Here is a 26,200-nt window from a genome sequence, read left to right on the forward strand (position 1 = left end):
TCGGGAATACCCATTGCCTAAAATAAATTAGGCACTGACAATTTTTTCTTGAGCCAATGATGGGAATTGAACCCATGACCTCTTCCTTACCAAGGAAACGCTCTACCCCTGAGCTACACCGGCGTAAAGTATTTATTTTTTCCTTTAAAAGAAAGGAAGATATTCCTGCCTTCACAGGTTTTTGAGCGGGAGACCGGGTTCGAACCGGCGACATTCAGCTTGGAAGGCTGACGCTCTACCAACTGAGCTACTCCCGCATTTTGATTCTAATTTTTAGAATCTTGGTTTTCAATATTTCAATTCTACGTTTTCGCAGCTGCGAAAATTAATTGTGGGGAGAGCAGGATTCGAACCTGCGAAGACGTAGTCAGCAGATTTACAGTCTGCCCTCGTTGGCCGCTTGAGTATCTCCCCGAGACATTCAAAATTTAAATATTAAAACTTAAATTCCAAATGTGTATTTCAAAATTTTAAAGAGCCGATAGAGGGACTCGAACCCACGACCTGCTGATTACAAATCAGCTGCTCTAGCCAGCTGAGCTACATCGGCTTTTTGATCCCTTTTTAAGGCTATTTTTTAGCCATAAAAAAGTCCGCTATTTCTAACGGACTGCAAATGTAGAGAAATTATTTTTTCTACAAAACTTTTTCTAAAAAATTATACTACAAATATGCTTTTTGTTTCTGTTTTCTTTTTTTAAGCTGCCTCTCTAAAGTCTTTACAACTTCATCTGTCGCTTCTTCAAAGGTCCTAGCCTCTTTCTTTACCATTAAATCATCCCCGGGAATACTCAGCAATACTTCTACTATTTTATTTTCTTTCTCGCTGGTTTTCTGGACTTTCAGAAATACATCTGCAAAAACTATTTTATCATAAAATTGTTCAAGCTTAGACAACTTCTTACCAACAAAGACCAATAACTCATCCTTAGCCGCAAAATTTGGGGTCTGCACGTTTACTTTCATATTATATTATTTTAAAAAGTTAATATACTATGTATTTTTACGCCATAAGCCTCTTTTAATTTAGTTTAGTTTCGCGGATGTGAGTTTTTGTAAACCTCTTTTAACTTTGCTATACTGTTTTGTGTATAAACTTGTGTTGAGGCAAGACTGGAATGACCCAGCAACTCTTTCACCGCATTGATATCTGCTCCTTCGTTCAAAAGGTGTGTTGCAAAAGAATGCCGCAAAATATGCGGACTCTTCTTTACTTTCTCCGAAGTTTTACTAAAGTATGAATTTATAATCCTGTAGACAAGTGTTTCATAAACTTTAACCCCCTTTTGGGTTAGAAATAAAAAATCCACTTCCTTTATATTTTCAACCTGATCCCGAAATGGCAAATACTCATTAATTGTATTAAGAACGGAAGGCAATAATGGTATGATACGTTCTTTATTTCTTTTCCCCAAAACTTTGATAGTTTTTTGCGCAAAGGAAACATCATTCAGCTTTACATTGATGAGCTCCGCCCGTCGTATTCCCGTTGAATAAAAAAGCTCAACTATTAACTTGTCCCGTAATCCTTCAAATGTATTTTCTGCTTGCAGTATTTCCATTACGTTCACTATTTCTTTTTCGGAAAAAGGCACTTGAATTTTTTTTGAGGTTTTTAATACCTTATGCTTTGCCAAAGGATTTATTTTAATCTGGCCCGTTTTCAATAAAAATTTATAGTATGTTTTAAGTGAAGAAATTTTTCGGTTTACCGTCCGGTTTGAAATGCCCGAATCTACCAATGAAACAATCCAGCTTCGAACAATGGAGTAATTCACATTTACAATTTCAGAATATTGATAGTTTTCCGAAGCAAACAAACGGAAGTCCTCTAAATCTTTTAAATAAGCAATCACTGTATGCGGGGAATATTTTTTTTCGAGCTGAAGGTAATCTGTGAATGCTTGAAAGGACATTTCTTAGAATATTGGATAGGAGTTAAATTTAGCGAATTTATTATTGGTATTTAAAATTGCCTGAATTAAAAAAATCCGTTGGAAAAAAAATTCCAACGGATCTCTATTTTTATTCAAAAGGATATAAATTAAATATCTTCCTGATCTCTTAAGTTTTGAATGTACTGAGCTTTTTGAATTTGTGCTCTTTTCTTAACAGAAGGCTTCATAAAAGCTTGTCTGGAACGTAGCTGGCGCATTGTTCCGGTTCTATCAAATTTACGCTTAAAACGCTTTAGCGCTCTATCGATATTTTCTCCGTCTTTAACTGGTATAATTAACATAGTGTCATCACCTCCTCTCTTTAGGACGGCAAAAATAATAATTAATAATGAATAATGAGCAGTGGGTAATAAAAATTTTATAGAATAAATTACTCTTTATATAAAGATGCGCGCTTACTCAAATCTTGGATTAGCTTTTCTTCCTCTTTACTTTCCAACAAAACATTGTAATTTTTCCAAAAGTCTTCATGGTACGGTTTTGTGGAAAAAATATCTGCAGACCAATCGTTTTGCTGTAGTTCCTGTTTTATGAGCTCAGGATCTTGAATAATGTCGCTAAACAATATTTCTTGAATAGTATAGTAATATTGTTCGTCTTTATCAAATCCGGGTTCTGCCTCGGTTTTAACTCTGTCTGAAGATCTATCGCCTGTATTTACCAGTTTTGGTGTTTCGTAATATATATAGTTAGGATACATCTTTCCATTATATTCTATATAAGTCATTATAAGTTTGTGAATGGTTTGAGTGTCAAAAAGGCTTTTGCTACGCTTTTTCTGTACATCGGAAGCTGCTACCAATTCGTACTCCACTTTTTTAATGGCATAATTGTCATAATAAATATAGATCCATCCTTTTGGCTCAAAGCCTTCATTGTAGATATTTGCCGTGTTCAGTCCAACAAAATCAGCACCTTTTGAAATTTTGATTTTATAAATTTTCCTTCCATTATCAACAAGAATCGTATCTAGGTTAAACTGATGTTTCTCCAAAATATTCTTACCAAGCAAAGAACCCATAGCATTAGAATTTCGAACCAAGTTGAGCTTTCCTTTAAAAAGATTTTCCAAACCATTAACCCGGCTATCGTTCCATTTTATGGCTTCAATTAAAGACGAGGTTTTGATTGAATTCCTATTTAAATTACCAGCTTTGGAACCCATACTCTTAAGATATGCCGAAAAGGTAAAAAGACTGTCAACATCCCTTAAATCATAACTTTTTCGAGTTTCGTCAACATTTATTTTCAGATTGTTTTTTGCGCCGGAAGCGTAACTGGAATCATATAAAGTGATGGCGCTTTCAATAAGCCATTTATACTCCTTTTTATTGCGCTCTTTATGACGTAAAAATCCTTTTTGCAAATAAGGCTGTTCCGGTAAGTTTTTCGGAAGTTTTTCAATTGCCTTTTGCACAATGCCATTCCCTGTTGTTGGCCGCGGATCTGAAATAATTACAACTTCATCTAATGAAGCTACGTCTTCTTCCAAAAATATATCGGAACCATTTTCAAATTCACTTATAACAACTTTAAAACTTTTGTAGCCAATAGAGGAAATAACCAACGTATCCTTTAAATGTTCCTGCGGCACTTTTAAAACGAAATTACCATCCGCATTGGTTATGGAACCTATAGTTGTATTTTCAATATAAACACTGGCGCTTTCAATGGGTCCGTAAGTTAAGAAATCAGCAACCTTTCCCTTCAATTCTGTCTGGGCAAAAGCTGATGCGCCGATAAGAAAAACAGTTAATGCGAAAAAACTTTTTAAAGTGAAATGCTTCATTTCTGGCAATTAGATTTAAGAATGAAAAAATATTATGTTGCTGGCTTATACTCTTTTCCTTCTATGACCATTTTGGCAATAATCTCCCGAAGGATTTCTGAAGTTCCGCCGCCAATGGGCCCTAATCTACTATCGCGTAACAAACGCGCTAAAGGATACTCTTCCATATACCCATAACCTCCCAAAAACTGTAAACATTCAGTCATTACCTCGTCTGCAACTTTGGTGGAAATCAATTTGCTCATCGTGGCTTCTTTTACTACATATTCGCCATCGTTCAAACGTTTTGCGGTAACGTAATTGAAAGTTTTACAAACTTCAATTTCACTTGCAATTTGCGCAACGCGGTGACGCAACGCTTGAAATTTCGAAATACTTTTACCAAAAGCAAAACGATCTTTCATATATTGAATGGTATATTCCAAAGCGAATTCGCTACGGGCGTGGGCGTTGACACCCATAATAAGTCTTTCCAATGCGAAATGCTGCATTATATAAGGAAATCCAGCATTCTCCTCACCCAGTAAATTAGTTAGAGGAATTTCAACATTGTCAAAAGCTATTTCCCCGGTGTCGCTAGCACGCCATCCCAATTTATCCAATTTGGTAGCGGAAACGCCTTTTGTATCGCGATCCACAACAAAAATGCTTATACCTTTATTACCCAATTCAGGAGACGTTTTTGCAGCTACAATTAAATAATCGCTATAAATTCCGTTGGTGATAAAAGTTTTTGAACCGTTCAAAATATAGCTATCGCCTTTTTTAACCGCAGTAGTACGCATTCCAGAAACATCACTACCACCAAAAGGTTCAGTGATACAAAGACAGCCTATCAGTTCTCCTGTAATACTTGGTGCTAAATATTTTTCTTTTTGTTCGTGGTTAGCTTCTTTTTTAAGATGCGTCATCGCTAGATATGCGTGGGCCCACATTGCAGCAGCAAAGCCGCCACTGTTTACTTTTTGAAGTTCTTCTAAAAAGATTACAGTATAAAAAAGGTCTAAATTAAGCCCGCCGTATTCTTCGGGTTGATAAATTCCGAAGTAACCCATTTCGCCAAATTTCTCCCAGATGAACCGCTCGATATGACCGGTTTTTTCCCACTTTTCAATATGTGGTACTACCTCTTTTTGAAGAAAATCCTGAAAACTCTTTCTGAAAAATTCGTGTTCCTCTGTAAAATACATTGTACTCATGCTTTTCTAATACTAATATTTATAGGCCTTTCGGCAATTTATTTTATTTACTCTGTGGACAAATATAATTGAAATAGCTGTAACTTTCTTTCCGTGATTCCTTCAATTTTGTTCAGCTCTTGAATGCTGGTAATTTTTTCACGAAGTCTGCGGTATTCCCAAATTTTCTTTGCCATTTCAAATGAGATGCCAGGAATGGTTGAAATATCGGAAGCGGAGGCCATATTTATATTTAATTTTGAAATTTTCTTTGGGGTTTTTACTGTGAAAATATTCAGTGTTCGCTGCACTACTGTAGGATCTAATCCATAAACACTATACAATTGAATATCATCTGAAAACCCACCCAACTTGTCTCGATATGAAATGATTCGTTTGCTCAACGCCTCCCCTATTCCACTTATTTGTTGTAATTGTTCTTCGCTTGCTTTGTTGAGATCAATTTTTTGGGTGAAAGATTTTTCCGAAAAACCTTTTTCACTTTTATAATCTTTCTTTGGTTTTGGATTTGTCACCCAATCAGGAAATTTGAAATAAGGACTCAATTCTTTCAATAGAGAATCTGAAACGCCCGTTACTTTTTTAAAGTCGGCTGCAGAATTAATCCATTTATCTTTCTTTCTGTATTGAAACAAACGGTCAATTTCTTTGTTTGACATTCCAAGGGTATACCCTTTATAATCTGTAATAAAATTGGGGTTAAAAGGATATTTTTTAGGCTTCCTATTTTCCATTTCAACAAGGCGAAGCGAATCCAACTCTTTCTGCATTGCAACAATTTCTGCTGAAGAGGTATCAAAGGTGTCTTCTTCGGAAAAATCCACAAACCAATAAACACACAGCAACAAAACGATGAGTAGCAACAAAAGCAAAACCCCACTCCGTTGTTGCTTATTGAACGTGAAGTGGGATTTTATATTCATTTTAAAAAAATTTAATCCGATATGGCTTCTCTTTTCATTTTTATTGCATCCAAATAGCGGCGCAATTGCTTTTTTACTACGGGGAAGAGGAAGAACAATCCTATCATATTTGGAAAAATCATTGCAAATATCATCGCGTCGGAAAAGTCCCAAATAGATTTCATATTTGCAGCGGCACCAATGATAATAAAGATACAAAAAAGAACTTTATAAACTAAATCCATTGTTTTACCTCTTCCAAATAGATATTTCCAGGATTGTAGTCCATAATATGACCAAGATATCATTGTTGATACAGCAAAAAGGAATACAGCAATAGTCAAGAAAATATTGGAATACGGGATAAATGCGTGAAATGCTTGAGCGGTTATTCCGGAGCCTTCATAAGATACACCGTCAATAATAGCAACACCGTGACCAGTTACGTCACCATATTCAAAATAACCTCCCATATTAAAAATTATAATTACCAGAGCCGTCATAGTACATATAACTACTGTATCTATAAAAGGCTCTAATAGTGCGACCAAACCTTCACTTGCAGAATATTTTGTACGAACGGCAGAGTGTGCAATGGATGCAGAACCTGCACCAGCTTCATTGGAAAAGGCCGCCCTTTTAAAACCAACCAATAATACTCCTATTAAAGAACCAACACCGATTGCAGTTGGTTTAAATGCTTCTGTGATAATTAGATTTATAGCATCGTCAATTAATGTATAGTTGCTTAAAATTATATATAAACAAGCAATTATATAAAAAATCGCCATAAAGGGAACCACCCTTTCGGTTACTTGAGCAATTCTTTTTATACCTCCAATAATAATGATACCTACCAAAATAGCAAGCAAAACACCAATCCAAAAACCAGCAGCTGTACTTTGAAGGTTGAACAAATCTTTCAATACAATAGTTGCTTGATTGGATTGTGCGGCATTACCCCCACCAAAAGAACCCCCAATACAAAAAATAGCAAATAGCACAGCTGCTATTTTGCCTAATGTTGCAAAGCCTTTTTCCTTGAGTCCTTTGCTTAAATAATACATTGGACCTCCGTACACAGTACCGTCTGGACCCACATCTCGATATTGAACACCCAGAGTACATTCCACAAATTTTGTAGACATTCCCAAGAGCCCGCAGACTACCATCCAAAAAGTAGCTCCTGGTCCACCAAGTGCAATAGCCAAGGCAACCCCGGCTATATTTCCATTACCTACAGTGCCCGAAACTGCTGTTGCTAAAGCTTGAAAATGGCTTACTTCTCCTGCCGAGCTTTCATCACGTATTGTATCTACAATATTACCATCTATGGCTAAATCATCGTCAAGGGTTTCGATGTGTGCTTTAAAGTCATCAACTTTATTCATGTCAACTCCTTGGGCAATTCCGCCTTCTCCATATAAAATTTTAGCTCCATGGTTTTCGATATCCTCATATTTGCCTCGCACAGTTTGTATTGCCCGCCAAAAGTATCTGAAGTTAGGAAACCCAAAATATAATGTGAAAAAAGTAGCACTAAAAACTAGTAGTATAAGAACAAACGGAATTCCAGCTATTTGAAAGAATATCACATTCGAGAAAAAATTAGATACAGGCAGAAAAGCCTGATTAATTTTTTCATCAATACCTATTTCTGGAGGCGTTTCTTGCGCAAAATTTAGTATTGGAATTAAAAATGCGATTAGCGAAAGCAAATGTTTCTTCATAGTAGTTTTTTAAGATGAATCGCTTTTCTTAAATAAAGCGAAGCAAGATGCTTAAAAAAAACTATATTTTTAAAAAATTGTGAAGTTATTTGTTAACACTTTCGTAAACCCAAATTTCTTTTTAAGAATTTCAATTTTTCTTTAAGAGGTTGCCATTGGGAGAATTTAAAATAGAGCCTCAATTCCACATAAAAAAACCGTAAATACTTATAGAACCAAACCCTATACTTAATGTTTAAGTAATAAAGTGAAGCGAACAATTTCTTTATTGGAAATTTTTAGAATATGGTTTTTAAATTCTTTGATTGAATTTGGATTGAATCATTCTGCGGAAGGAGTCTCAAAGTATTCTAAATTGAAAATCCCACTTCACCTTCAATTAATAACGACGAAGTGAGATTTTAAATTGAAGGCTATTTTAAATTTCTTTAACTTCCTTACTTTCTTTATGAATGGTAGCATCCATTTTATCTATTTTAATTGCATTTAGGTATTTTCTCAGTTCTTTTTTCACTTTAGGTGAAAGCAAGACCAAACCTATTATATTGGGGAACACCATAGCAAATATCATAGCATCGGAAAAACCAATTACAGCACCCAAACTTGAGGAGGCACCTACAATTAAAAATATTAAAAATAACACCTTATAAGTTATATCAGAAACTTTTCCTTTTCCGAAAAGAAATTTCCAAGATTGAAGCCCGTAATAGGACCATGAAATCATGGTGGAGATAGCAAACAAAATTACGGCTATGGTAAGTACTATAGAAAAGTTTGGAATAGCAGAGTCAAAAGCCACTGAAGTTAAATCAACCCCATTAATTGGTTGGTTTGTAGCATTGAGCATAACGTTACTTGCCGCATCAAGGTTTCCGTAAGTAAACAGGTTGTGTTTTGCATTGGTGATAATAATCACAATAGCGGTCATTGTACATATAATAACGGTATCCACAAAAGGCCCCAATAAAGCAGTTAGACCTTCGCTGGCAGGATATCGGGTTTTTACAGCGGAGTGCGCAATGGCAGCAGACCCCACACCAGCTTCGTTAGAGAATGCTGCGCGCTGAAATCCAACTATCAACACTCCAACCACACCACCAAACGCGGCATTCGGATTTGTAGCTCCTTCCCAGATTTGATTAGCAGCATAAGGAATCATATCATAATTAATCCCTAAAATTATTAGACCTGCCCCAACATAAATAATTGCCATAAATGGAACAACTTTTTCCGTAACAGAACCAATTCTTTTAATTCCACCAATAATCACAAGACCTACAATAACAGCCATTACTAGCCCCACATAGAGCCCAGCATTAGGACCGTCCCAACCCATTAGTTGCGTTAACTGTGCTGCGGCTTGATTGGATTGAAACATGTTTCCACCACCAAAAGATCCTCCAATACACATAATTGCAAAAAAGACAGCCAAAATTTTACCGAAACCAGCCATTCCCATTTCTTTGAGACCACTGGCAAGATAATACATTGGCCCCCCATATGTTTTCCCGTCGGCGTCTACTTCTCTATATTTTACACCCAAAGTACATTCCACAAACTTTGAAGCCATTCCTAATAGTCCAGCTACAATCATCCATATTGTTGCTCCTGGACCACCAATGGCGATGGCAACCGCAACACCTGCAATGTTTCCTAATCCTACTGTTGCCGACAAGGAAGCCGTTAGTGCCTGAAAGTGTGTAACCTCGCCCGGAACTTCTCCTGTTAACTGAACAGTATCAATAATTTTACCATCCTTTACCTCAATCTCTTGATCAGCAGGAACATGATGATCTAGTTTATCATATTTTCCAGATGCTGTTTTAATAGAGATTTTTAAATATCTAAAATTAACCCCATTAAAATAAAGCGTGAAAAAGAGTGCTCCCGCCAGCAAAAGAATAATTACTATTGGCATATCTTTTCCCGCTATTGTTACAGGATAAAAAATTAAATCTACAAGTGGTGTAGTGTATTCAGCAAACGCATCATCGATTTTATCTCCGAAACTTTTTTGTTCTTGTGCGAAAGTGAAGATTGGAATAAGAAATGTAATTAGCGAAAGAAGATATTTCTTCATAGTGAAATTTTCAGGTTAACATTTTTAAGATAAAAAAAGCAAGATGCTTAAAAAAGTTTACAATTTCAAAGAAATAAACATAAATTTGTTAACGCCTTCTTAAACCCCGTATTCCTTTTTAAGTTTCTCAATTTGGTTGGGACGTCCTATCAATATTAATTTAGAATTTTTTTGAAGAATAAGTGAAGGTTCTGGGTTAACAATATATTCTCCTGTTGGAGAACGATAACCTATTATAGAACAGCCTGTTTTTTTGCGAACATCCAAATCTTGGATTGCCTGTTCATTTCCGTTTGGACACATTTTTTCAAAGGAAATTTGCTCAACGTTAATACTGTCTTCCATTCCAGAAACAGTTAGATTATCCAAAAATTCCACAAGATCAGGCACTACTACCAAAGAAGCCATATGGTCGCCACCTATTTTATCTGGCATAATAACATTATCTGCTCCTGCAAGTTTCATTTTTTTATAACTGGTCTCTTCACTTGCGCGACTAATAATTTTAAGGTTCTTATTCATCTGTCTGGCAGAAAGCACCACAAAAAGATTATCGGCATCACTTGGCGTGGCACAGATTAATGTGGAAGCTTTTTCTACACCTGCTTTTAGAAGAATCTCATCTTCAATGGCATTTCCTAAAATGAACAACGTATTATCGTCCGAAAATCGATCGATTACCTCCTCATCTTTTTCAATAATTACAAAGGGACGGTTGTAGGCCAATAATTTCTGGGCGGCTTGTTTTCCGTTTCTTCCAAAGCCACATACAATAATGTGGTCATGCATAGATTCCAATTTTTTTTGCACTTTTTTCTGTCTTAAAATACCTATGTTTTTACTTAAAATATATTCAGTAGTTACCGAAATGGAATAACCAACTATAAAGATACTTGAAATGATGAGAAGCGAAACAAAAACTTTTTCCGAAGGGCTCAAAGGCATTACTTCACCGTATCCCACGGTTGTAATGGTAATGACGGTCATGTAAAAAGAATCAATCCAACTGTACTCCGAAAACAAACGAAAACCCAATACGCCTGACAGGAATACCAAGAGCAATAAGAGAAGTGCGACCGTTATTTTAGAGTTGAAGATATTCTTCATAAATCAAAAACAGAGGTTCGTTTTGTGTTTACAAGATCTTTAAGCTTTAATAAAAAAGCTAGTGTGAGATAAATTGCGAACCCAGCACCTAAAGTGGCGAAAGAAACATAGATAAAGAATAGCCGCACGCTTTTGGCTCGCATTCCCAACCTGTCAGCCAAACGGGAAGACACATAAAACCCACGTTTTTCAAGGTAATGACGTAATGAATAAATGGCTTGCAACATAGCTGCAAATTACGTTTTTTTGGTATAAATTGACGAAACAACGTAGATAAAAATCAATTTTGATTTTGTTAGTTTTTTCTCTTTTCTTTTTCTGAACCAATTATTAAATTACCTACAGCACACTGCAAACACTTGTTATTATCACAATATTCATCTTTTAATTGAAGCAGGGCCTGACTTTGATATGCGTTTTTGGAAGTATGTCTTAGCGAATTGAATTTCTTCACAATAGTATTTTCTTCGGAAGAAATCTTTGAAGCCAGATTTAGTAATTCTTCGGAAATATCCCTGCCCTGTTGCACGGCGTAACAAAATTTTAAAGGGATAATAGTATTGATGATTAAAAGATCTACAAAACTTTTGGTAATGCGTTTTTTTCGCTCCAATGAAGAAATTCCGAAGTTGTAGTGTGTGTCCCAATAATCACTTCCGTAAATATTGAAAAGCTCATAAAAATCTTTAACGTCTTGGACGGCGATTACTTTTGAAAATAGATTATCCCTTTCAAAATAAAGCATCGCAAACTGTGCCAATCGTAGCGTAGGAAAGTTTGGAGGTCTTAATCGGAAAAATTTTGGGGTAATTACATTTTCGTTCTGTAAATTAAACTTGTGCTTTAAATATTCATATTGGCTTTTCAAAGTTTTGAAATACCAATCTTCATTTTCCCCTTCCAGCAAACCTGCTTGGCCCATCAAGATTGCTTCCAAATCCTGCCGTTCTTGACTGCATTTTTTAACTACAGAAAAATCTAAAGATTTGGCAATGCTGAAAAAAGAATCACCGTTTACTTTCAGTCCAAAATTTTTACATAACATTCTAAATAGTAAGCTTTCCCAATGATTCTGGGAATCTTCCAACTCTTTCAGAAGTTGTGACTCTTTCTTTTGAAGCCTTTCAAAAAAAACACGTTCCAACCAATTTTCAATTATGAAATCATCAACAGATTCAAAATCTGTTTCACAATTGATCCACTTTTTATCTTTTGAAAATAGTTTTTTATAATGCTCCAAAGTACTTTTTGGAACGTGCTCTTTAATTACAAAAGTCGGGATCTTGCTCCCATCATTCCTGAAAACTTCTGCATCGTGTTCCCAAACTACGTGTAGAATTACATTGTCATAAGCAGGATCTGTTTCATGACCATGTGCATACCAATCTGATGATTTAATATGAATTTCAACATTGCCCGCCCACAGCTGGCCGTCAAGTTCAATTTGCGAATTAAAAAAATCTGGGCCCGAATTTAAATTGTGGCTCCCATTATTCCTAATGTGAAATTTTTCATTGTTTGTTGTAAGAAACCCACATACATCAAACTTCTGAAATTTCCACACATAGTGCAGAAAATCCTCTTTCATTTGAAAAAATATTAGGGGGAGTCTTAAATAAGATTCTATAAATATAATGAAAAAATGTTACGCTTCTTGTTTTTCCAGTTTCTCTTGAGCATTAGCCTGTTTCTCTACTTTTTCAGTTGCATTATCTACAAATAAAATTCGATTCCATTTGTAAAGTCTTCGCGAAAGAAGTACATACCGAAAAACGCCCACTGTTAAAAAGAAAACACAAACAACAAGTGCAATATAACCTAGCCAATGTATATTTCTAAAATCCTTAAGTTGAAGTATGGCAATACCGCCCAAAAGCAGATAAAGTGAGGAGCGAATGTAAGAAAGCAGCGTGCGTTCATTGGCAAGTTTAGTTCGCTCTAATGCCAAAATTTCATTGGTATGTTCGGGTAATGGCCTAGTTCGTAAAAACCGGAATAACTTTTTAGCTTCATTCTTCATAACAGCCTAAAAATAACAAAAATCCCGCTCCATTTAGAATGAAGCGGGATATTATTTTAAATACTCAATAAACTATAGTGCGCGAATAATATCGTGCTTGGTAATTATATTATAGTTGCCATCACCCAAGTCCACCAAAACAGCATTGTTTTCTTTGTGGATCAATTTTGAAATCTCTTCAATTGGCGTGCTCTTTTTTACAATTGGAAAAGGTTTGTGCATCACCTCCTTTATAGGAAGATCAGCTATATTTTTGTTTTCCAAATATTTGCGCAACAAATCAGTTTCGTCCAAAGCGCCTACAAAGCCAGTAGTATCTTCCACAGGAATCTGAGAAATATTGTATTTCTTCATTCGCTCAATGGCGTGACCTACAAGTTCTTCAGTTTTTACGGTAATCAAAGGTTTGTCTTCATGTTCTTTTATCAAATCAGAAGCGTTTTTGGCTTCGTCTTCTACAAAACCTCGTTCACGCATCCATTCATCATTGTACATTTTACCAACATATCTGCTTCCGTGATCATGGAAAAGTACGACAACAACATCGTCTTTCGTGAATTTATCCTTCAGTTGAAGCAAGCCTTTAATTGCAGCTCCAGCGGAATTCCCCAAGAAGAAACCTTCCATTTTCGCAAGCTTCTGTGTGTAGATTGCCGCATCTTTATCGGTCACTTTCACAAAACCATCTATTACACTGAAATCAACATTCTTCGGAAGAATATCTTCGCCGATCCCTTCAGTTATGTAGGGATAGATTTCGTTTTCATCAAAAATTCCGGTTTCGTGGTATTTTTTGAAAACACTTCCGTAGGTATCAATTCCCCAAATTTTTACATTGGGGTTTTGTTCTTTTAAATATTTTCCAACGCCGCTAATAGTTCCGCCGGTTCCAACTCCTACCACAAAATGCGTTACTTTTCCATCGGTCTGTTTCCAGATTTCCGGACCAGTACTTTCATAATGTGCTTTGGTGTTACTTGGGTTGTCATATTGGTTTACATACCAACTATTTGGGGTTTCCTCCGCCAATCTTTTTGAAGTAGAATAATAACTGCGCGGATCCTCGGGCGCTACGTTTGTTGGGCAAACAATAACCTTACTGCCAACGGCCTTTAAAATATCTATTTTTTCCTTGCTTTGTTTATCGCTTATTACACAAACCATTTTGTAGCCTTTTACAATTGCGGCAAGTGCGAGGCCCATTCCGGTGTTTCCTGAAGTTCCCTCAATAATGGTTCCGCCGGGTTTTAGCCTTCCATCTGCTTCGGCGTCTTCAATCATTGTTAAAGCCATACGGTCTTTCACCGAATTTCCCGGATTAAAAGTTTCGTATTTGGCAAGTACCAAAGCGGGAATATCCCCAATTATTTTATTGATTTTCACCATAGGTGTGTTACCAATGGTTCCTAAGATGTTTTCTGCGTATTCCATATTAAATTTTAGAAGTGCAAAGGTACAAAAGTGAATGGTTTTCCATTGCGTCGTTCTCCGCAATGTTATTCAAACCGGATCGCCTTCACTGGAGAAATCTTCGCAATTATAAAGGAAGGAATCAAAAGCATCAAAAGGCAAAGCAGAAAAGTTCCACCATTCAAAATTAAAATATAGTCCCAATGTAAATAAACAGGGGCTTCATTTACGTAATAGGTATCTGGGTTCAGTTTAAAAACCTTGCCGTATTTCTGAACCAAAAGTAATCCAATACCAAAAACATTTCCCCAAAAAAGGCCTACGCCAATCAAATATATTGCGTTGTAAAGAAATACTTTTCGTACGCTCCAGTCGCTGCTGCCTAAGGCTTTTAAAATTCCTATCATTTGGGTTCGCTCTAAAATTAGCACCAAAAGGGCCGTAATCATATTAATGCCCGCCACCAAAATCATTATCCCTATAATCATTATAATATTGAAGTCGAACAAATCCAACCATTCAAAAATGGAGGCGTATTTATCGCGAATGGTTTGGGTATCGAGCGTGCTTCCGGTTTCGTTGTAGACCTCGTTTCCGATGGGGATTATTTCATCAAAATCATTTACAAAAACTTCAAAGGCGCCAATCTGGTCATCTTCCCATTTATTCAAACGTTGAATGTGGCGAATGTCTGTAATTATAAACTGTTCATCAAACTGCTGAAAACCGCTATTGTAGATTCCCACAATATCAAAACCACGGCTTCGCGGGGTTTTGGAAACTTCATCGTTTAAAAAGAACGTAGTCACTTTATCACCAAGTTTCAAATGCAGTCTATTAGCCAAATATTCCGAAATCAAAATATCTTCATTCAAATCGCCTTTAAAATCGGGCAGTTTTCCTTCCGTTAAATAATCCTTGAAATATTCCCAATCGTAATCGTCACCAACGCCTTTTACCACCACGCCTTCAAAATCGGTTTCGGTACGTATTACGCCACCTTTGGAAGCGGTAACTTGAACATGTTTTATACCGTCAATATTTTTAAAAGTTGGGTAAAAATCCTGGTTCTTTGAAATAGAATTTTGGGAATCATTGGAAAAGTTGGTGTCGAAATTTGTGATAATGATGTCACCATTAAAAGCAGAAACCTTTTCGCGTATCTTTTTTTGAAGCCCAACACCTGTGGCGATGGAGATAAGCATCATAATAATGCCGAGCGCGATTGCAGTGATTGCAATTTTTATTATCGGTGCCGAAATACTACTTTTATAGTCCTTGGAAGCAATGATGCGCCGAGCGATGAAAAATTCGAAATTCACTGAAATTTTATGGGCTTAACTTTTTTCAAAAATACAGTTTTATTGGTTGTTTTGACTATTTTTTCCTGTGGAAGTAAAACAACTTCGAAGAATAAAGATCAAAATGAAGAGAGAAAAGAGAAGCAAGAAGCAACTGCCAAGATTAAAGACGAACTAATCATACTTGGTGCGGAGCAATTTCAACTATATTCTGAACTGCTAAAAGGTAAGAATGTAGGCGTTGTTGCCAATCAGACTTCATTTTTAGAAAATGAAAACCAACATCTTATTGATTTTTTAATTTCAAAAAATATTTCGGTCAAAGTAGTTTTTTCACCAGAACACGGATTCAGAGGCAAAGCAGATGCTGGGGAACACATTAAAGATGGGATTGACACTAAAACTGGAATTCCACTTATATCGCTTTATGGCGACAACAAAAAACCGAAGCTGGAACAATTGGCTGGAGCTAAAAAAATAGAAGAGGATATTAATAAAGGAGTTTCCGCCATTGATGTAATGGTTTTTGATTTACAAGATGTGGGCGCCCGCTTTTACACCTATATTGCCACACTTCACTATGTAATGGAAGCTTGTGCCGAAGCGGGAATACCTGTAATTGTTTTGGACAGACCAAACCCAAACGGACATTACGTTGATGGTCCAATTATGGAACCAGAAAACCAAAGTTTTGTAGGAATGAACCCTGTGCCTGTTGTTCATGGAATGACGATTGGGGAGTATGCACAAATGCTCAATGGCGAAGGTTGGTTAAAGAATAAAGTGAAATGTGAGCTGACTGTTATTAAAATGAAAAACTACAATCATCAAAAAGAGTACTCGCTTCCCATAAAACCATCACCCAATCTGCCGAATGATCAAGCTATAAACCTCTACCCTAGCCTTTGTTTTTTTGAAGGTACATTTATAAGTGCAGGTCGCGGCACGGATATGCAGTTTCAGGTTTTTGGCGCGCCTAGCTTACCTGCTTCAAAATATTCTTTTGAATATACGCCTCAATCCAACGAAGGTGCAAAAAGTCCAAAATTTAAAGGGCAGTTATGCCACGGAAAAGATCTTCGGAAGGAACCGCGTTTGAATAAAATCAATTTGGAATGGTTGATTGATGCTTATAATGCCAACGGAAAAAAGAAGGATTTTTTCAATTCGTTTTTTGTGAAACTTGCCGGAACGGACAAGTTGCAAAAACAGATTGAGCAAGGGTTATCTGCGGAAGAAATTCGGGATTCTTGGAAGGATGGGCTTGAAAGTTTTAAGAAGATTCGTGAAAAATACTTAATCTACAATTAATTACTTAACGGTTTATTCTTCGCTTCATCTCTTCCACAATATTGAAAGCGGCCGGGCAAACGGCAACATTTTTCATTGTTAGATTTGAAATCTGCTGAAATTTCTTTCGGTCTGTATGCGGGAATTCGCGGCAAGCTTTTGGGCGAACGTCGTAAATACTACAATAATTATCGGCTCCCAAAAAAGTGCAGGGAACGCTTTGCAATACATAATCTTTGTCTTCATCAATCCGCAAATAGTTTTCAATAAACTGTTGCGGTTTCATTCGGAAATGTTTTGAAATTCGCTCTATATCTTTATCTGTAAAAAGCGGGCCGGTAGTTTTACAGCAATTGGCACAAGTTAAACAATCTGTTCTTTGGAACTCTTCCTCGTGCAGTTCCTGCATCAAACTATCCAGATGTTTGGGCGGCTTTTTCTTCAGCTTCGCGAAGAACTTTTTGTTTTCGGTTTCAGCCTCCTTTGCTTTCTGCGGAAGTTGTTTCAAGATTTCTTCCATTACTCTGCTTCATAAACTTTTTCACCATTGATAAAGGTTGCAAGTACTTTTGTATTTGGAAGTTCTTTTTCGTCAACTTTCATAATGTCTTTATCAAGAACCGTAAAATCGGCAAACTTTCCAACTTCAATACTTCCCTTTTCGTTTTCTTCAAAATTTGAAAAAGCTGCCCAAATAGTCATTCCGCGTAAAGCTTCTTCACGGGTCAATGCATCCTTCATTTGGAAACCGTTTTCTGGATAATTCTTTAAATCTTTTCGTGCAACAGCGGCGTAAAAGGTGTACATCGGGTTTACTTGTTCCACAGGGAAATCGGTTCCCAAAGCAACCATTCCGGCTTTGTCAAGTAATTCTTTATATGCATAAGCTCCTTTCATTCGTTCCGCTCCCACTCTATCTTCAGCCCAATACATATCGCTAGTTGCGTGCGTTGGTTGTACCGAAGGAAGGATATTGTTATTTTCATCAAAATAATTGAAATCCTGTGGCGAAATAATCTGAGCGTGTTCCACTCTCCAACGTCTGTCTGTTTTACCTTCCAACGCATTTTTATAAGCTCGTAAAACTGCAATATTTGCAGAATCTCCAATGGCGTGTGTATTCATTTGAAATTCGGAAGCTGAAATTTTATCCGCAAAATAAAATAAACTATCTGCTGTAGTAATCATAGCTCCAAAATGATGGGGCATATCGCTATACTCTTCTCGCATCGCTGCACCTCGTGAACCCAGTGCGCCGTCGGCATATACTTTAAAGGAACGCACATTTAATCGATCGGTTTTATATATTCCTCTCTTCAGATAATAATCACGGTTTTCAGAACTGTTACTGACCATAACGTACATTCTCAGTTTAAACTTTCCGCCTTTTTGAAGTGTATCAATCAACTCAATAATATTCCTATTCAAACCTGCATCGTCAACCGTTGTTAAACCATATTGAAGGCATATTTTTTCTGCTTCCAAAAGTGCTTCGGTTGAAACTTCGGAGGTTATTTCTGGGAAGGTTCTCCCAATTAAACCCATTGGCGCATCAATAATTATTCCTGTTGGCTCACCGTTTTCCAGAACTATTTCACCTCCAGCAACTTTTGTTTTTGAAGTAATTCCCGCCAACTCCAATGCTTTCGAGTTTACCAACATAGCGTGGCCGTCAATCCTGCGTAAAGAAACAGGGGTATCGGGAAATAAGGAATCCAATTCTTTTTTGGTTGGAAAATTTTTATCATCCCAGTCATTCTGGTCCCATCCGCGACCGATGATATACGGCATTTTTTTCTCCTCCTGAAAAGCGACAACTTTCCCCAAAACCTCATCAAAACTTGTTGTTCCCACCAAATCTACCTGTTGCAGACCTAATCCAAGACCGTATAAATGGGCGTGGGCATCAATCAAACCTGGAACTACGGTATTGCCTTTAGCATCGTAGGTTTCCTTAATATTATATTTTAGTTCAAGTTCAGGTTTTAAACCTATCTCTAAGATTTTTCCATCTTTTACAACCAAAGCATTTGCAGTGCTAAAATCTTTATCAACTGTATAGATTGTTGCATTTTTGATTAATAAATCTGCTGGAATTTTATTTGGGGCGCATGATGCAATTGATATTGCTAATAAAAGAAAGAGTAGTTTTTTCATCATTGGTTTTGTTAAAGTGTAAAAATAGAAAACATCCGCCAAAGACGGATGTTTTCAGAAATTATATTTTTATAGGAAGTTACCAATCAAACTTATAGGTAACCCCGGCCAATCCCTGAATTCCCTGAACTGGGTAATTCAACCATTTTTGATAGTTATCACCAAAAAGATTACTCCCTTTCACAAAAGCCGAAAGTCTATCTGTAAATCTATAGCCAAAATGAAGGTTGGCATCAACATAACCGTCTACAGTAACTTTTTGAGTTATGGATAAATCTGTATAAAGGTCCTTTCGTTCACCAACATAGAAAATTGAAGCACCCCCATAAAGTTTTTCCGTAATACTGAAATTTGAAAATATAGAAGCTTTTAAATCAGGAAGGTTCCATGCTTCCTCTTGTAAATTTGTACTATAACTGTAATAATTGGCGTCTATTCCAAATGAAAACACATCAGAAACTTCAACTTTCAATTCCCCGAAAAATGACAAGGTATTTACATCATCATAAACTACATTAAATGAATTTCCATATTGGTAACCTTCCAAACCAGTGTATAACCTTAAGGGATTAATTTGAAACAATGGTCTGTTTTCATCTTTTCCATAGGAAGCTCGTATATTATAAGCCACGGAATTAGACAATTTTCCCTTGACTCCTCCAAAGCCTTCGTAGAGTTTTTTTGTTGGCGCAATATTCAATGTTGGCGAAATGAATGGGTTTTCTTCCTTAAAATTATAATAGGAATTTTGCTGAAGTCCTCCTTCTACCCCACCATAAACAATTACGGTTTCATCCAGCAAACGATACGAAGCATTTAATCTTGGGTATAACGAAAAGTCAGTATTGTTGTTTTCAGAATCCAGACTTACATATGCTGCAACACCAAGTGAAACCGAAAGATCATCATTTACAAAAGTTATGGAAGGTGCCAATCCTGCATTTAAATAACTGTATTTAATATCGGAAGTGTTTTGATAATTTTTGTCAAAACTTCCGCTTAAATAATCAATATCACCATCTATTTTTAATGTCAAATTTTCTAACGGAAAGGAAAACTCAGGTTTCAATACGGCATTGAATTCCGATGAAGAAAAAGCATCCGTCAAATAGCGAACATTCAAAGCAGCTCTTTCAAAAAAGGAATCGTCCAAGGCAATACTTCCGCCAGCATACCCGCTAATATAGTTCTGCTTTGGATCAATTTGTGAAGTAAGTTCATCAACGATAACTGCAAATTCCTCAGGTAAACCGTACCAATTGTAAAGTTGGTGCTCCACGCCTGCTTCAAGTCTATAAGTTGCATCTTTTTGGCGGCTTGTATAATTAGCATCAAGGCTAGTGTCGTAATATTTGTTATCCAACTTCACCCCTTTTATATCGCCTTGCGATGAATTGTGCCGAAAGAAAAACCCAGCATTATCGGTACGGCTGAGCTCAAAATTGCTGTAAAATTCACCTAAAATGGAAGTGTAATTCCCGAAGCCAAGCGTTGCATAGTTATCATATAATTTTACAGGCTTTGCTTTTTCAACTGTAGTTGCCTTTCCTTTTGCTGGTGTAAAAGTGGAAGCCACGGGAACCGAGAAAATACTGTATTTCACTTCCTTTTTTGTGGTGGAAATAGAATCATTCAATGACGGAGTTTCCTTTACTTTGAAGGCGTCCGAAATTGTTGGCGTATATGGTTTCACAATATTTACAACCTCAGTATCAAGTTCTTTTTCCTGCGAAAACATCGAGAAATTGAACAATAAAATTGTTGTGAATGAAAATAATACTATGCGTTTCTTTGACATATTTATAGTAATATCGTTTAAAATAATTGCTTAATTACCGCCAGTTTCAACGGAAGAATTGGTTTTCGACTCAGCATTTTTGATTACTGCGAGCTCCGCTTTTGCTTCCTCAACTACCTCGGGATAATCTGTGAAATTTTTGGTTACACTTTCCAAAATATAGGTTGCTTGATAAGCGTCTTTGAGTTGATAAAAATTCTTTGCCATTAGCATCAAACCTTTGGCACCATATAATTTATAGCCAGAATAATCCTTCGCCAATTTCTGCACGGAAGCATTTGAGGCTTCATAATTTCCCTCTTTATTTTTGAAATAGGCATCGTAATAAAGTGCTTCGGCAGCAAGTTGGCCAGTTGCAATTTTCTGAACTTCTGTGTAAGCGGTTTTTGCTTTTGCTTCGTTATTAGTTTTCATCGCCGAACGAGCGATTATTATTTGCGCGTCACTCTTAATTGAATTGTCAATTTTTGAATTTTGAAGCACTTTTTCGGCGTAATTAACTGCTTCCGAATAGTATTTCAATTCATACGAAGCCTTCATACTGTTGGTCTGTGCGAAGATTATATTCTGCGGAAAATCTGCTTCGGCTTCCAAACGAGTTAAATATTTCAACGCATTTTGATAATCTTTTTTGCCCAAATACAATTCTGAAATTCGCGCCAAAGCTTGTTCCGTAAATTCACTTCGCTCGCGATTCACAACATATTCAAAATGTGGAATAGCTTGATCTGCTTTTGCATCAGCGAAATAAATTTGCCCTAAATAGAAATGCGAATTCTGCGCATGCTGTCCGTTTGGAAATTGCTTTAAATAATCCTCAAAACGACCTTTCGCTTGACTTTGATTATTTTCCAAATATGGTTGTTCTGCAGCCAAATAAGCTGCATCATCAAGCTCCGTATCGCCCACTTGCACATAATCCAAGGTTTTTACCCAACGCGCATATTCGTCAACATTTCCCTGATCTATATAGATAATTTTTGCGGAAGAAACCGCTTGCAAAGCCTCTGGTGTTGAAGGAAAATCCTTTGCTACGCGTTTGAAAATAGCCAACGCTTCGTTGCTTTTTCCAGTGTTGTCATATATTAAAGCTTTTTTTAGCAACGCTTTTGAAACAAAACTGCTATTTGGAACATCTCGAACCAATTGATCGTATGCAGAAATTGCTTCGTTAGTTTTGTTTTGGGCTACATAGGTATTTCCCAATTCATATAAAGCATCATCATGGTAAACGGATTTTGGGTATTTTTTCGCAAATGCGATCAATTCCTCAACCTTTTTTTCGGGGCGATCTACAAAACCGTAACTGATAGCTTTTTGAAATTCAGCATAGTCATTATCACCGCCCAATTCAGCAGCTGCGTTGTAGTTTTCCATTGCTGGCCAATATTGGCTTGTCACAAAATAGCTATCGCCCAAACGCAAATAAGCATCTTTTTTTCGAACTGTTTCAGCGGAAGCAGCCACAACGTAACTTTTAAAATTTGAAATGGCTTCGGTGTAATTTTTAAGTTTGAATTGGTTGTACGCCAAATTGTATTTCAAATTTTTGTTTTCTAAAGTATTCTGCGAGCCTGGCATTTGCATAAACTTTTTATAACCGGCCAAGGATTTATCAAAGTTTGAAAGTTGGTAATCGCTTTCAGCTTTCCAATATGTAGCGCGGGCGACGAAACTTTGATCTTGCGATTCCTTCATGCTTTTATCAAAAAACGAAATCGCTTCGTTGTAATCGGCTTCGTTATAAAGTTCGATTCCTCTATAAAACGCTACTTTTTGATAAGCTGCCTTATCAGCAAAATTTTTGTTGTTTTCCAACAAATCCAATGCTTCCTTATAATTTTTTGAAGTAATATAACTGTCTATCAACAGTTTTTTCAACTCTTCGTTATTGGCATTGTCAGGATATTTTTCAATAAATGAAAGCAAAACCTGTGGGGTACTTTTATAGCTGTTCCCAATTTCATAGCTCAATTTTGCATAATTGAAATATGCATCTTCCTGAATTTCAACACTAAAATTCATTTCCGAAGCATTTTTAAAAGCGTTCAAAGCTTCCTGTTTTTTGTCCAGTTTTAAATAACTTTCCGCTAAATGATAATATGCATTTTGCGCAACGGCGTTCTTTCCACCAATAATTTTATTGAACTCTCCAATGGCGCTTTCGTAATTTTCTTGTTTGTAATATGCATACCCCAATTGGTAATAATCTGTATTGCTCCACTTGCCGCGCATTCCTTTATACTCCTTTAAGTATGGAATCGCTTCAGCGTATTGACCGAGGTTGAAATAGCTCTCACCAATTATTTTTGAAAGTTGGCTTTTCTCTGCGGGACTGCTTTTATCAAACTGCTCCTTCCCCATATCGATTGCTTTTTGGAAGTTTCCAAGCTTAAAATTCATATCGGCTTGGTAATAACTTAAATCTTCAGAATAGCGCTCTTCACCTTTTACTTCTTCAAAATTTTTGTTGGCTTCCTCATAATCATCGCCTTCGTAAGCAATAAAGCCCAAATAATATTTTGCTTGCGAACCGTATTTTTGAGACGTTGAAACCTTGTTGAAATAGTTTTTCGCATCGTTATATCGCTTCGCCTTAAAATATGCGTAACCATTATTGAAATTATACTGATCCCGTTGGCTTGGGCTTAGACTTCCTTCGTCAACCTTATCGTACCACTTTTGGGCATATGAATATTTTCCGTTTTCGAAATAAAAATTCGCCACATCTATAAATGCAGAATTTCGCTTCAAACTCGTTGGATATTTCTCCACAAATTCCTCCATTAACTGGTCAGCATTTTGCTGATTTAATCTAACAGCGGCATTCGCGATGTAATAAGCGCAATCGCTTTGAACTGTTTCATCATTATTGCTATTTTTTATTTTGTCGAAAAGACTTTGCGCAGCTAAAAACTGACCATTGTTATAAAGCTCAAGCGCTTGATTGAAGTCAGCGAGGTCATTTGTAAAGACCGCTGATTGCTGCGAAAAGGATGAAGATGAAAGGAATAGAAAAAGCGAAAAGACAAGAAAATTCTTTATCATTATTTACAGTTTTTGTGGCGTAAAGGTATTTAACTTTAAATGTAGCTTTCGGCGATACTGTAAATTTTTAAGGTTTAATTAACGATTGGTTTTTAAGTTGAATTTCTATGAGTGATAACGTGCAAAAAACTGAATAAGTATATACCTCTTCAAGAGAATTTAACATTCATTGAAACGCTTAAAAAAATTACTGTAATTTTAAAACTTCACAAATTCTAAATGCATTGTTATGAACAGATTATTAATTTTCTCTATTATATTATTCACAATTTCCGCAACCGCACAACGCAGTCCTTTTACAAGTCTGACTGAAAAAAATGGAAAAATAGGTATTGGCACAACCACTCCCGACGAGCTTTTAACTGTAAAGGGAAAAATCCACACACAGGAAGTATTAGTCGATTTGGACGGAGCCGTTGCACCTGATTATGTTTTTGAAAACTATTTCAACGGTTTTTCTGAAATGATGCCAGAATACAAATTGATTTCTTTGAAAGAACTGGAAGCATTTTTAAAAGAAAATAAACATTTACCCAATGTGCCTTCCGCTAAAATGATGCAGGTCGAAGGTATTTCATTAAAAGAAATGAATTTAATTTTACTACAAAAGGTTGAAGAATTGACACTTTACACGCTTCAGCAACAGAAGGAAATTGAGGAATTAAAAAGCAATTTTAAGCACATTGAAAAAACAAATAAATGAAGATTGAGGTTTTAATAATTTTTTCGCTGTTTATTTTTAAACAAAGCTTTTCACAAAAAAATGAAGCTCAAAAATTTCACTATTATGTGAATATTGCAGACGTTTCTTCCCTAATTATAAAGCAGAAAAATGAAGGCTTTTTTTCGGTAATTAGCAAATACGATACTACAGAAACTTCTATTTATGAGAAATATAAAATCTCAACTTTTAATATTGCATACCCAAACACAGATAAAAAATTATTTAAAGACGTTTATTATATTTCAACAGATGACGAAAATCTTTTAATAGAACTTCAAGAAAAATATCCAAAAAAATATACACGAGTTCTAGAATTTTTCCCAGCGCCAAACCCATATTACCCGAATGATTATGGCAATACAAGCCCAGTTGAAAATTTAGGCAACCCCTATTCAAGTCGAGATTTAGATATAATAAATGCTCCTGGCGCTTGGAGTATTACCAAAGGTGATAAAAAGGTAATTATTGGAATATCAGATTCACGGATAGACACTTTAAATATTGATATGAAAGGGAAACTAATAAAAGATTTACACCCCGAAAATCCAGCAAAAGCAAGTGACTGTAGCCATGGAACCAATGTAGCAGGCATTGCTTTCGCTAGAATGGACAATGCTTTTGGCAGACCTGGCATCTGTAGCGAATGTGATGGCATAAGCACCCGTTATGGTTCATTTAAGTATATAGAAGATCTGGTTGACGCCGGTGCGAAAGTTATAAATACAAGTTGGGCTATGTGCGGTATGGGTTCTCAACAAGAGATTATTAACAAACGAATTAGTGAATATTACGAAGACGGAATTATAATTGTAGCTGCCGCAGGAAATGGCAGGGACTGTAATTTCGATAAAACTTCTATTGGCGATTTAATGTATCCGGCATCATTTGATAAAGTTATCTCCGTAACAGGAGTATTTTCTGAATATCCTTTAATTGAAGATGGCTACTTTACCAAAGACAACATTAACTATACCCATGAAATAAGTGATCGAAGAAGTGGATATTTTATAATAGATGAAAACGGAGTATTTAACCCAACACCAATTGAAAAAGGAGTTCAAGTAAACACCGCTGTGGATCTGCTCGCTCCCCGTCAAGGCTATTTATTGGGGCATGAGGTTTGCGGAAAAGATGAATTTTTTGGCGGAGCATCTTCAAGTGCAGCGCCCTATGTTACTGGCACCATCGGCCTTATGTGGTCTGTAAATTATTGCCTTTCTTCCTATGAAATAGAAACTATTTTAAAATTGACTTCTGCAGATGTTGAAAATTTAAATGGAAATATTCCCTTTAAAGGAATGTTGGGCGCTGGGAGGCTTGATGCTTATAAAGCCGTAAAAATGGCGAATGATATGAAAAACTTAAACGGAAACATCATCATAAAGGGTCGGGAATTTTATAGGTTCGATTTTAAAATAGAACGCGCACAACACAATATTACAATTCAAAATCAAACTTTTCGTGAGGCTGCATCTGTAGATTTTAAAGCGCGAAATGCAATAATATTAAAACCAAACACACATTTAAAGCCCAATGCAACTGGAAAAATAATATTAGCCATTGATCCCAACATACCAAACAAAGAATGCGAACCGCAACCTCCCAAAAAATACGATAGGATCTTTAAATGATATTATTTTCATCTAAATAATAAATCACATTTTTGTTTCCATTTGCTTTGCGTTAC

At 36.2% G+C, this 26,200-nt stretch carries 21 protein-coding genes and 4 tRNA genes; 3 read left to right on the plus strand and 22 right to left on the minus strand.

Translation table 11 applies throughout. The annotated features are described in order from the left end of the window. Positions 1–51 precede the first annotated feature (51 nt). From AEQU1_RS08715 to AEQU1_RS08800, 18 genes are all read right to left on the minus strand, one after another. Positions 52–123, minus strand: a tRNA-Thr gene (locus AEQU1_RS08715). Positions 124–184: 61 nt separating this feature from the next. Next, positions 185–257, minus strand: a tRNA-Gly gene (locus AEQU1_RS08720). Between the two features lie 75 nt (positions 258–332). Further along, positions 333–414: transfer RNA gene (locus AEQU1_RS08725), tRNA-Tyr, on the minus strand. A gap of 62 nt (positions 415–476) precedes the next feature. Further along, positions 477–550 (minus strand) — tRNA-Thr (locus AEQU1_RS08730). A gap of 113 nt (positions 551–663) precedes the next feature. Beyond that, entirely contained in the window at positions 664–966 is a 303-nt protein-coding gene (hpf, locus tag AEQU1_RS08735; protein ID WP_111880443.1) for a ribosome hibernation-promoting factor, HPF/YfiA family, read from the minus strand. 65 nt (positions 967–1,031) lie between these two features. Further along, positions 1,032–1,916: a tyrosine-type recombinase/integrase gene (locus AEQU1_RS08740; protein WP_111880445.1), complete on the minus strand. Its 885-nt coding sequence runs from the start codon at positions 1,914–1,916 to the stop codon at positions 1,032–1,034. 128 nt (positions 1,917–2,044) lie between these two features. After that, positions 2,045–2,239, minus strand: a complete 195-nt coding sequence (gene rpsU / locus AEQU1_RS08745) for a 30S ribosomal protein S21 (RefSeq protein ID WP_111880446.1) — start codon at positions 2,237–2,239, stop codon at positions 2,045–2,047. Between the two features lie 89 nt (positions 2,240–2,328). Beyond that, positions 2,329–3,747: a carboxypeptidase-like regulatory domain-containing protein gene (locus AEQU1_RS08750; RefSeq protein ID WP_111880448.1), complete on the minus strand. Its 1,419-nt coding sequence runs from the start codon at positions 3,745–3,747 to the stop codon at positions 2,329–2,331. Between the two features lie 32 nt (positions 3,748–3,779). Further along, on the minus strand, positions 3,780–4,946 hold the full coding sequence (locus tag AEQU1_RS08755; protein ID WP_111880450.1) for an acyl-CoA dehydrogenase family protein: 1,167 nt from the start codon (positions 4,944–4,946) through the stop codon (positions 3,780–3,782). Between the two features lie 47 nt (positions 4,947–4,993). Beyond that, positions 4,994–5,869, minus strand: coding sequence for a helix-hairpin-helix domain-containing protein (locus AEQU1_RS08760; protein WP_111880452.1), 876 nt, complete (start codon positions 5,867–5,869; stop codon positions 4,994–4,996). Positions 5,870–5,880: 11 nt separating this feature from the next. Next, positions 5,881–7,578 carry a sodium:alanine symporter family protein gene (locus AEQU1_RS08765; RefSeq protein ID WP_111880454.1) on the minus strand — a complete coding sequence of 566 codons (1,698 nt, stop codon included), beginning with the start codon at positions 7,576–7,578 and terminating at the stop codon, positions 5,881–5,883. 418 nt (positions 7,579–7,996) lie between these two features. Beyond that, a complete protein-coding gene (locus AEQU1_RS08770; RefSeq protein WP_111880455.1) occupies positions 7,997–9,658 on the minus strand; it encodes a sodium:alanine symporter family protein in 1,662 nt (553 codons plus the stop codon). Positions 9,659–9,757: 99 nt separating this feature from the next. After that, positions 9,758–10,765 (minus strand): TrkA family potassium uptake protein, encoded by a 1,008-nt coding sequence (locus tag AEQU1_RS08775; RefSeq protein WP_111880457.1) that lies wholly within the window; start codon positions 10,763–10,765, stop codon positions 9,758–9,760. Further along, positions 10,762–10,992 carry a PspC domain-containing protein gene (locus tag AEQU1_RS08780; protein ID WP_111880459.1) on the minus strand — a complete coding sequence of 77 codons (231 nt, stop codon included), beginning with the start codon at positions 10,990–10,992 and terminating at the stop codon, positions 10,762–10,764. The genes AEQU1_RS08775 and AEQU1_RS08780 overlap by 4 nt, the downstream gene beginning before the upstream one ends. A 68-nt stretch (positions 10,993–11,060) precedes the next feature. Continuing rightward, positions 11,061–12,353, minus strand: a complete 1,293-nt coding sequence (locus AEQU1_RS08785) for a DUF2851 family protein (RefSeq protein WP_111880460.1) — start codon at positions 12,351–12,353, stop codon at positions 11,061–11,063. Positions 12,354–12,410: 57 nt separating this feature from the next. Continuing rightward, on the minus strand, positions 12,411–12,713 hold the full coding sequence (locus tag AEQU1_RS08790; protein ID WP_309300253.1) for a DUF202 domain-containing protein: 303 nt from the start codon (positions 12,711–12,713) through the stop codon (positions 12,411–12,413). Between the two features lie 144 nt (positions 12,714–12,857). Further along, positions 12,858–14,216 carry a pyridoxal-phosphate dependent enzyme gene (locus tag AEQU1_RS08795; RefSeq protein WP_111880464.1) on the minus strand — a complete coding sequence of 453 codons (1,359 nt, stop codon included), beginning with the start codon at positions 14,214–14,216 and terminating at the stop codon, positions 12,858–12,860. Between the two features lie 65 nt (positions 14,217–14,281). Continuing rightward, positions 14,282–15,517: an ABC transporter permease gene (locus AEQU1_RS08800; RefSeq protein ID WP_111880466.1), complete on the minus strand. Its 1,236-nt coding sequence runs from the start codon at positions 15,515–15,517 to the stop codon at positions 14,282–14,284. 9 nt (positions 15,518–15,526) lie between these two features. On the opposite strand from AEQU1_RS08800, the gene AEQU1_RS08805 reads away from it, so the two are divergent. Continuing rightward, positions 15,527–16,807, plus strand: a complete 1,281-nt coding sequence (locus AEQU1_RS08805; RefSeq protein ID WP_111880467.1) for an exo-beta-N-acetylmuramidase NamZ domain-containing protein — start codon at positions 15,527–15,529, stop codon at positions 16,805–16,807. A 4-nt stretch (positions 16,808–16,811) separates the two neighbouring features. Here the strand turns inward: AEQU1_RS08805 and AEQU1_RS08810 are convergent, their stop codons facing one another. From AEQU1_RS08810 to AEQU1_RS08825, 4 genes are all read right to left on the minus strand, one after another. Further along, complete coding sequence (locus tag AEQU1_RS08810; protein ID WP_111880469.1) at positions 16,812–17,306, minus strand: YkgJ family cysteine cluster protein; 495 nt, start codon at positions 17,304–17,306, stop codon at positions 16,812–16,814. Continuing rightward, entirely contained in the window at positions 17,306–18,943 is a 1,638-nt protein-coding gene (locus AEQU1_RS08815) for an amidohydrolase (protein ID WP_181566746.1), read from the minus strand. The genes AEQU1_RS08810 and AEQU1_RS08815 overlap by 1 nt, the downstream gene beginning before the upstream one ends. 79 nt (positions 18,944–19,022) lie before the next feature. Beyond that, positions 19,023–20,741 carry a TonB-dependent receptor gene (locus AEQU1_RS08820; protein ID WP_111880472.1) on the minus strand — a complete coding sequence of 573 codons (1,719 nt, stop codon included), beginning with the start codon at positions 20,739–20,741 and terminating at the stop codon, positions 19,023–19,025. Between the two features lie 30 nt (positions 20,742–20,771). Beyond that, positions 20,772–23,789: a tetratricopeptide repeat protein gene (locus AEQU1_RS08825; RefSeq protein WP_111880474.1), complete on the minus strand. Its 3,018-nt coding sequence runs from the start codon at positions 23,787–23,789 to the stop codon at positions 20,772–20,774. A gap of 229 nt (positions 23,790–24,018) precedes the next feature. Between AEQU1_RS08825 and AEQU1_RS08830 the strand changes: the two genes are divergently transcribed. Both AEQU1_RS08830 and AEQU1_RS08835 read left to right on the plus strand, forming a co-directional pair. Further along, a complete protein-coding gene (locus AEQU1_RS08830; RefSeq protein ID WP_111880476.1) occupies positions 24,019–24,492 on the plus strand; it encodes a tail fiber protein in 474 nt (157 codons plus the stop codon). Further along, positions 24,489–26,144, plus strand: coding sequence for a S8 family serine peptidase (locus AEQU1_RS08835; protein ID WP_111880477.1), 1,656 nt, complete (start codon positions 24,489–24,491; stop codon positions 26,142–26,144). The genes AEQU1_RS08830 and AEQU1_RS08835 overlap by 4 nt, the downstream gene beginning before the upstream one ends. The last annotated feature ends 56 nt before the right edge of the window (positions 26,145–26,200 follow it).

The sequence above is a fragment of the Aequorivita sp. CIP111184 genome (genome assembly GCF_900489465.1).
GTDB lineage: Bacteria > Bacteroidota > Bacteroidia > Flavobacteriales > Flavobacteriaceae > Aequorivita.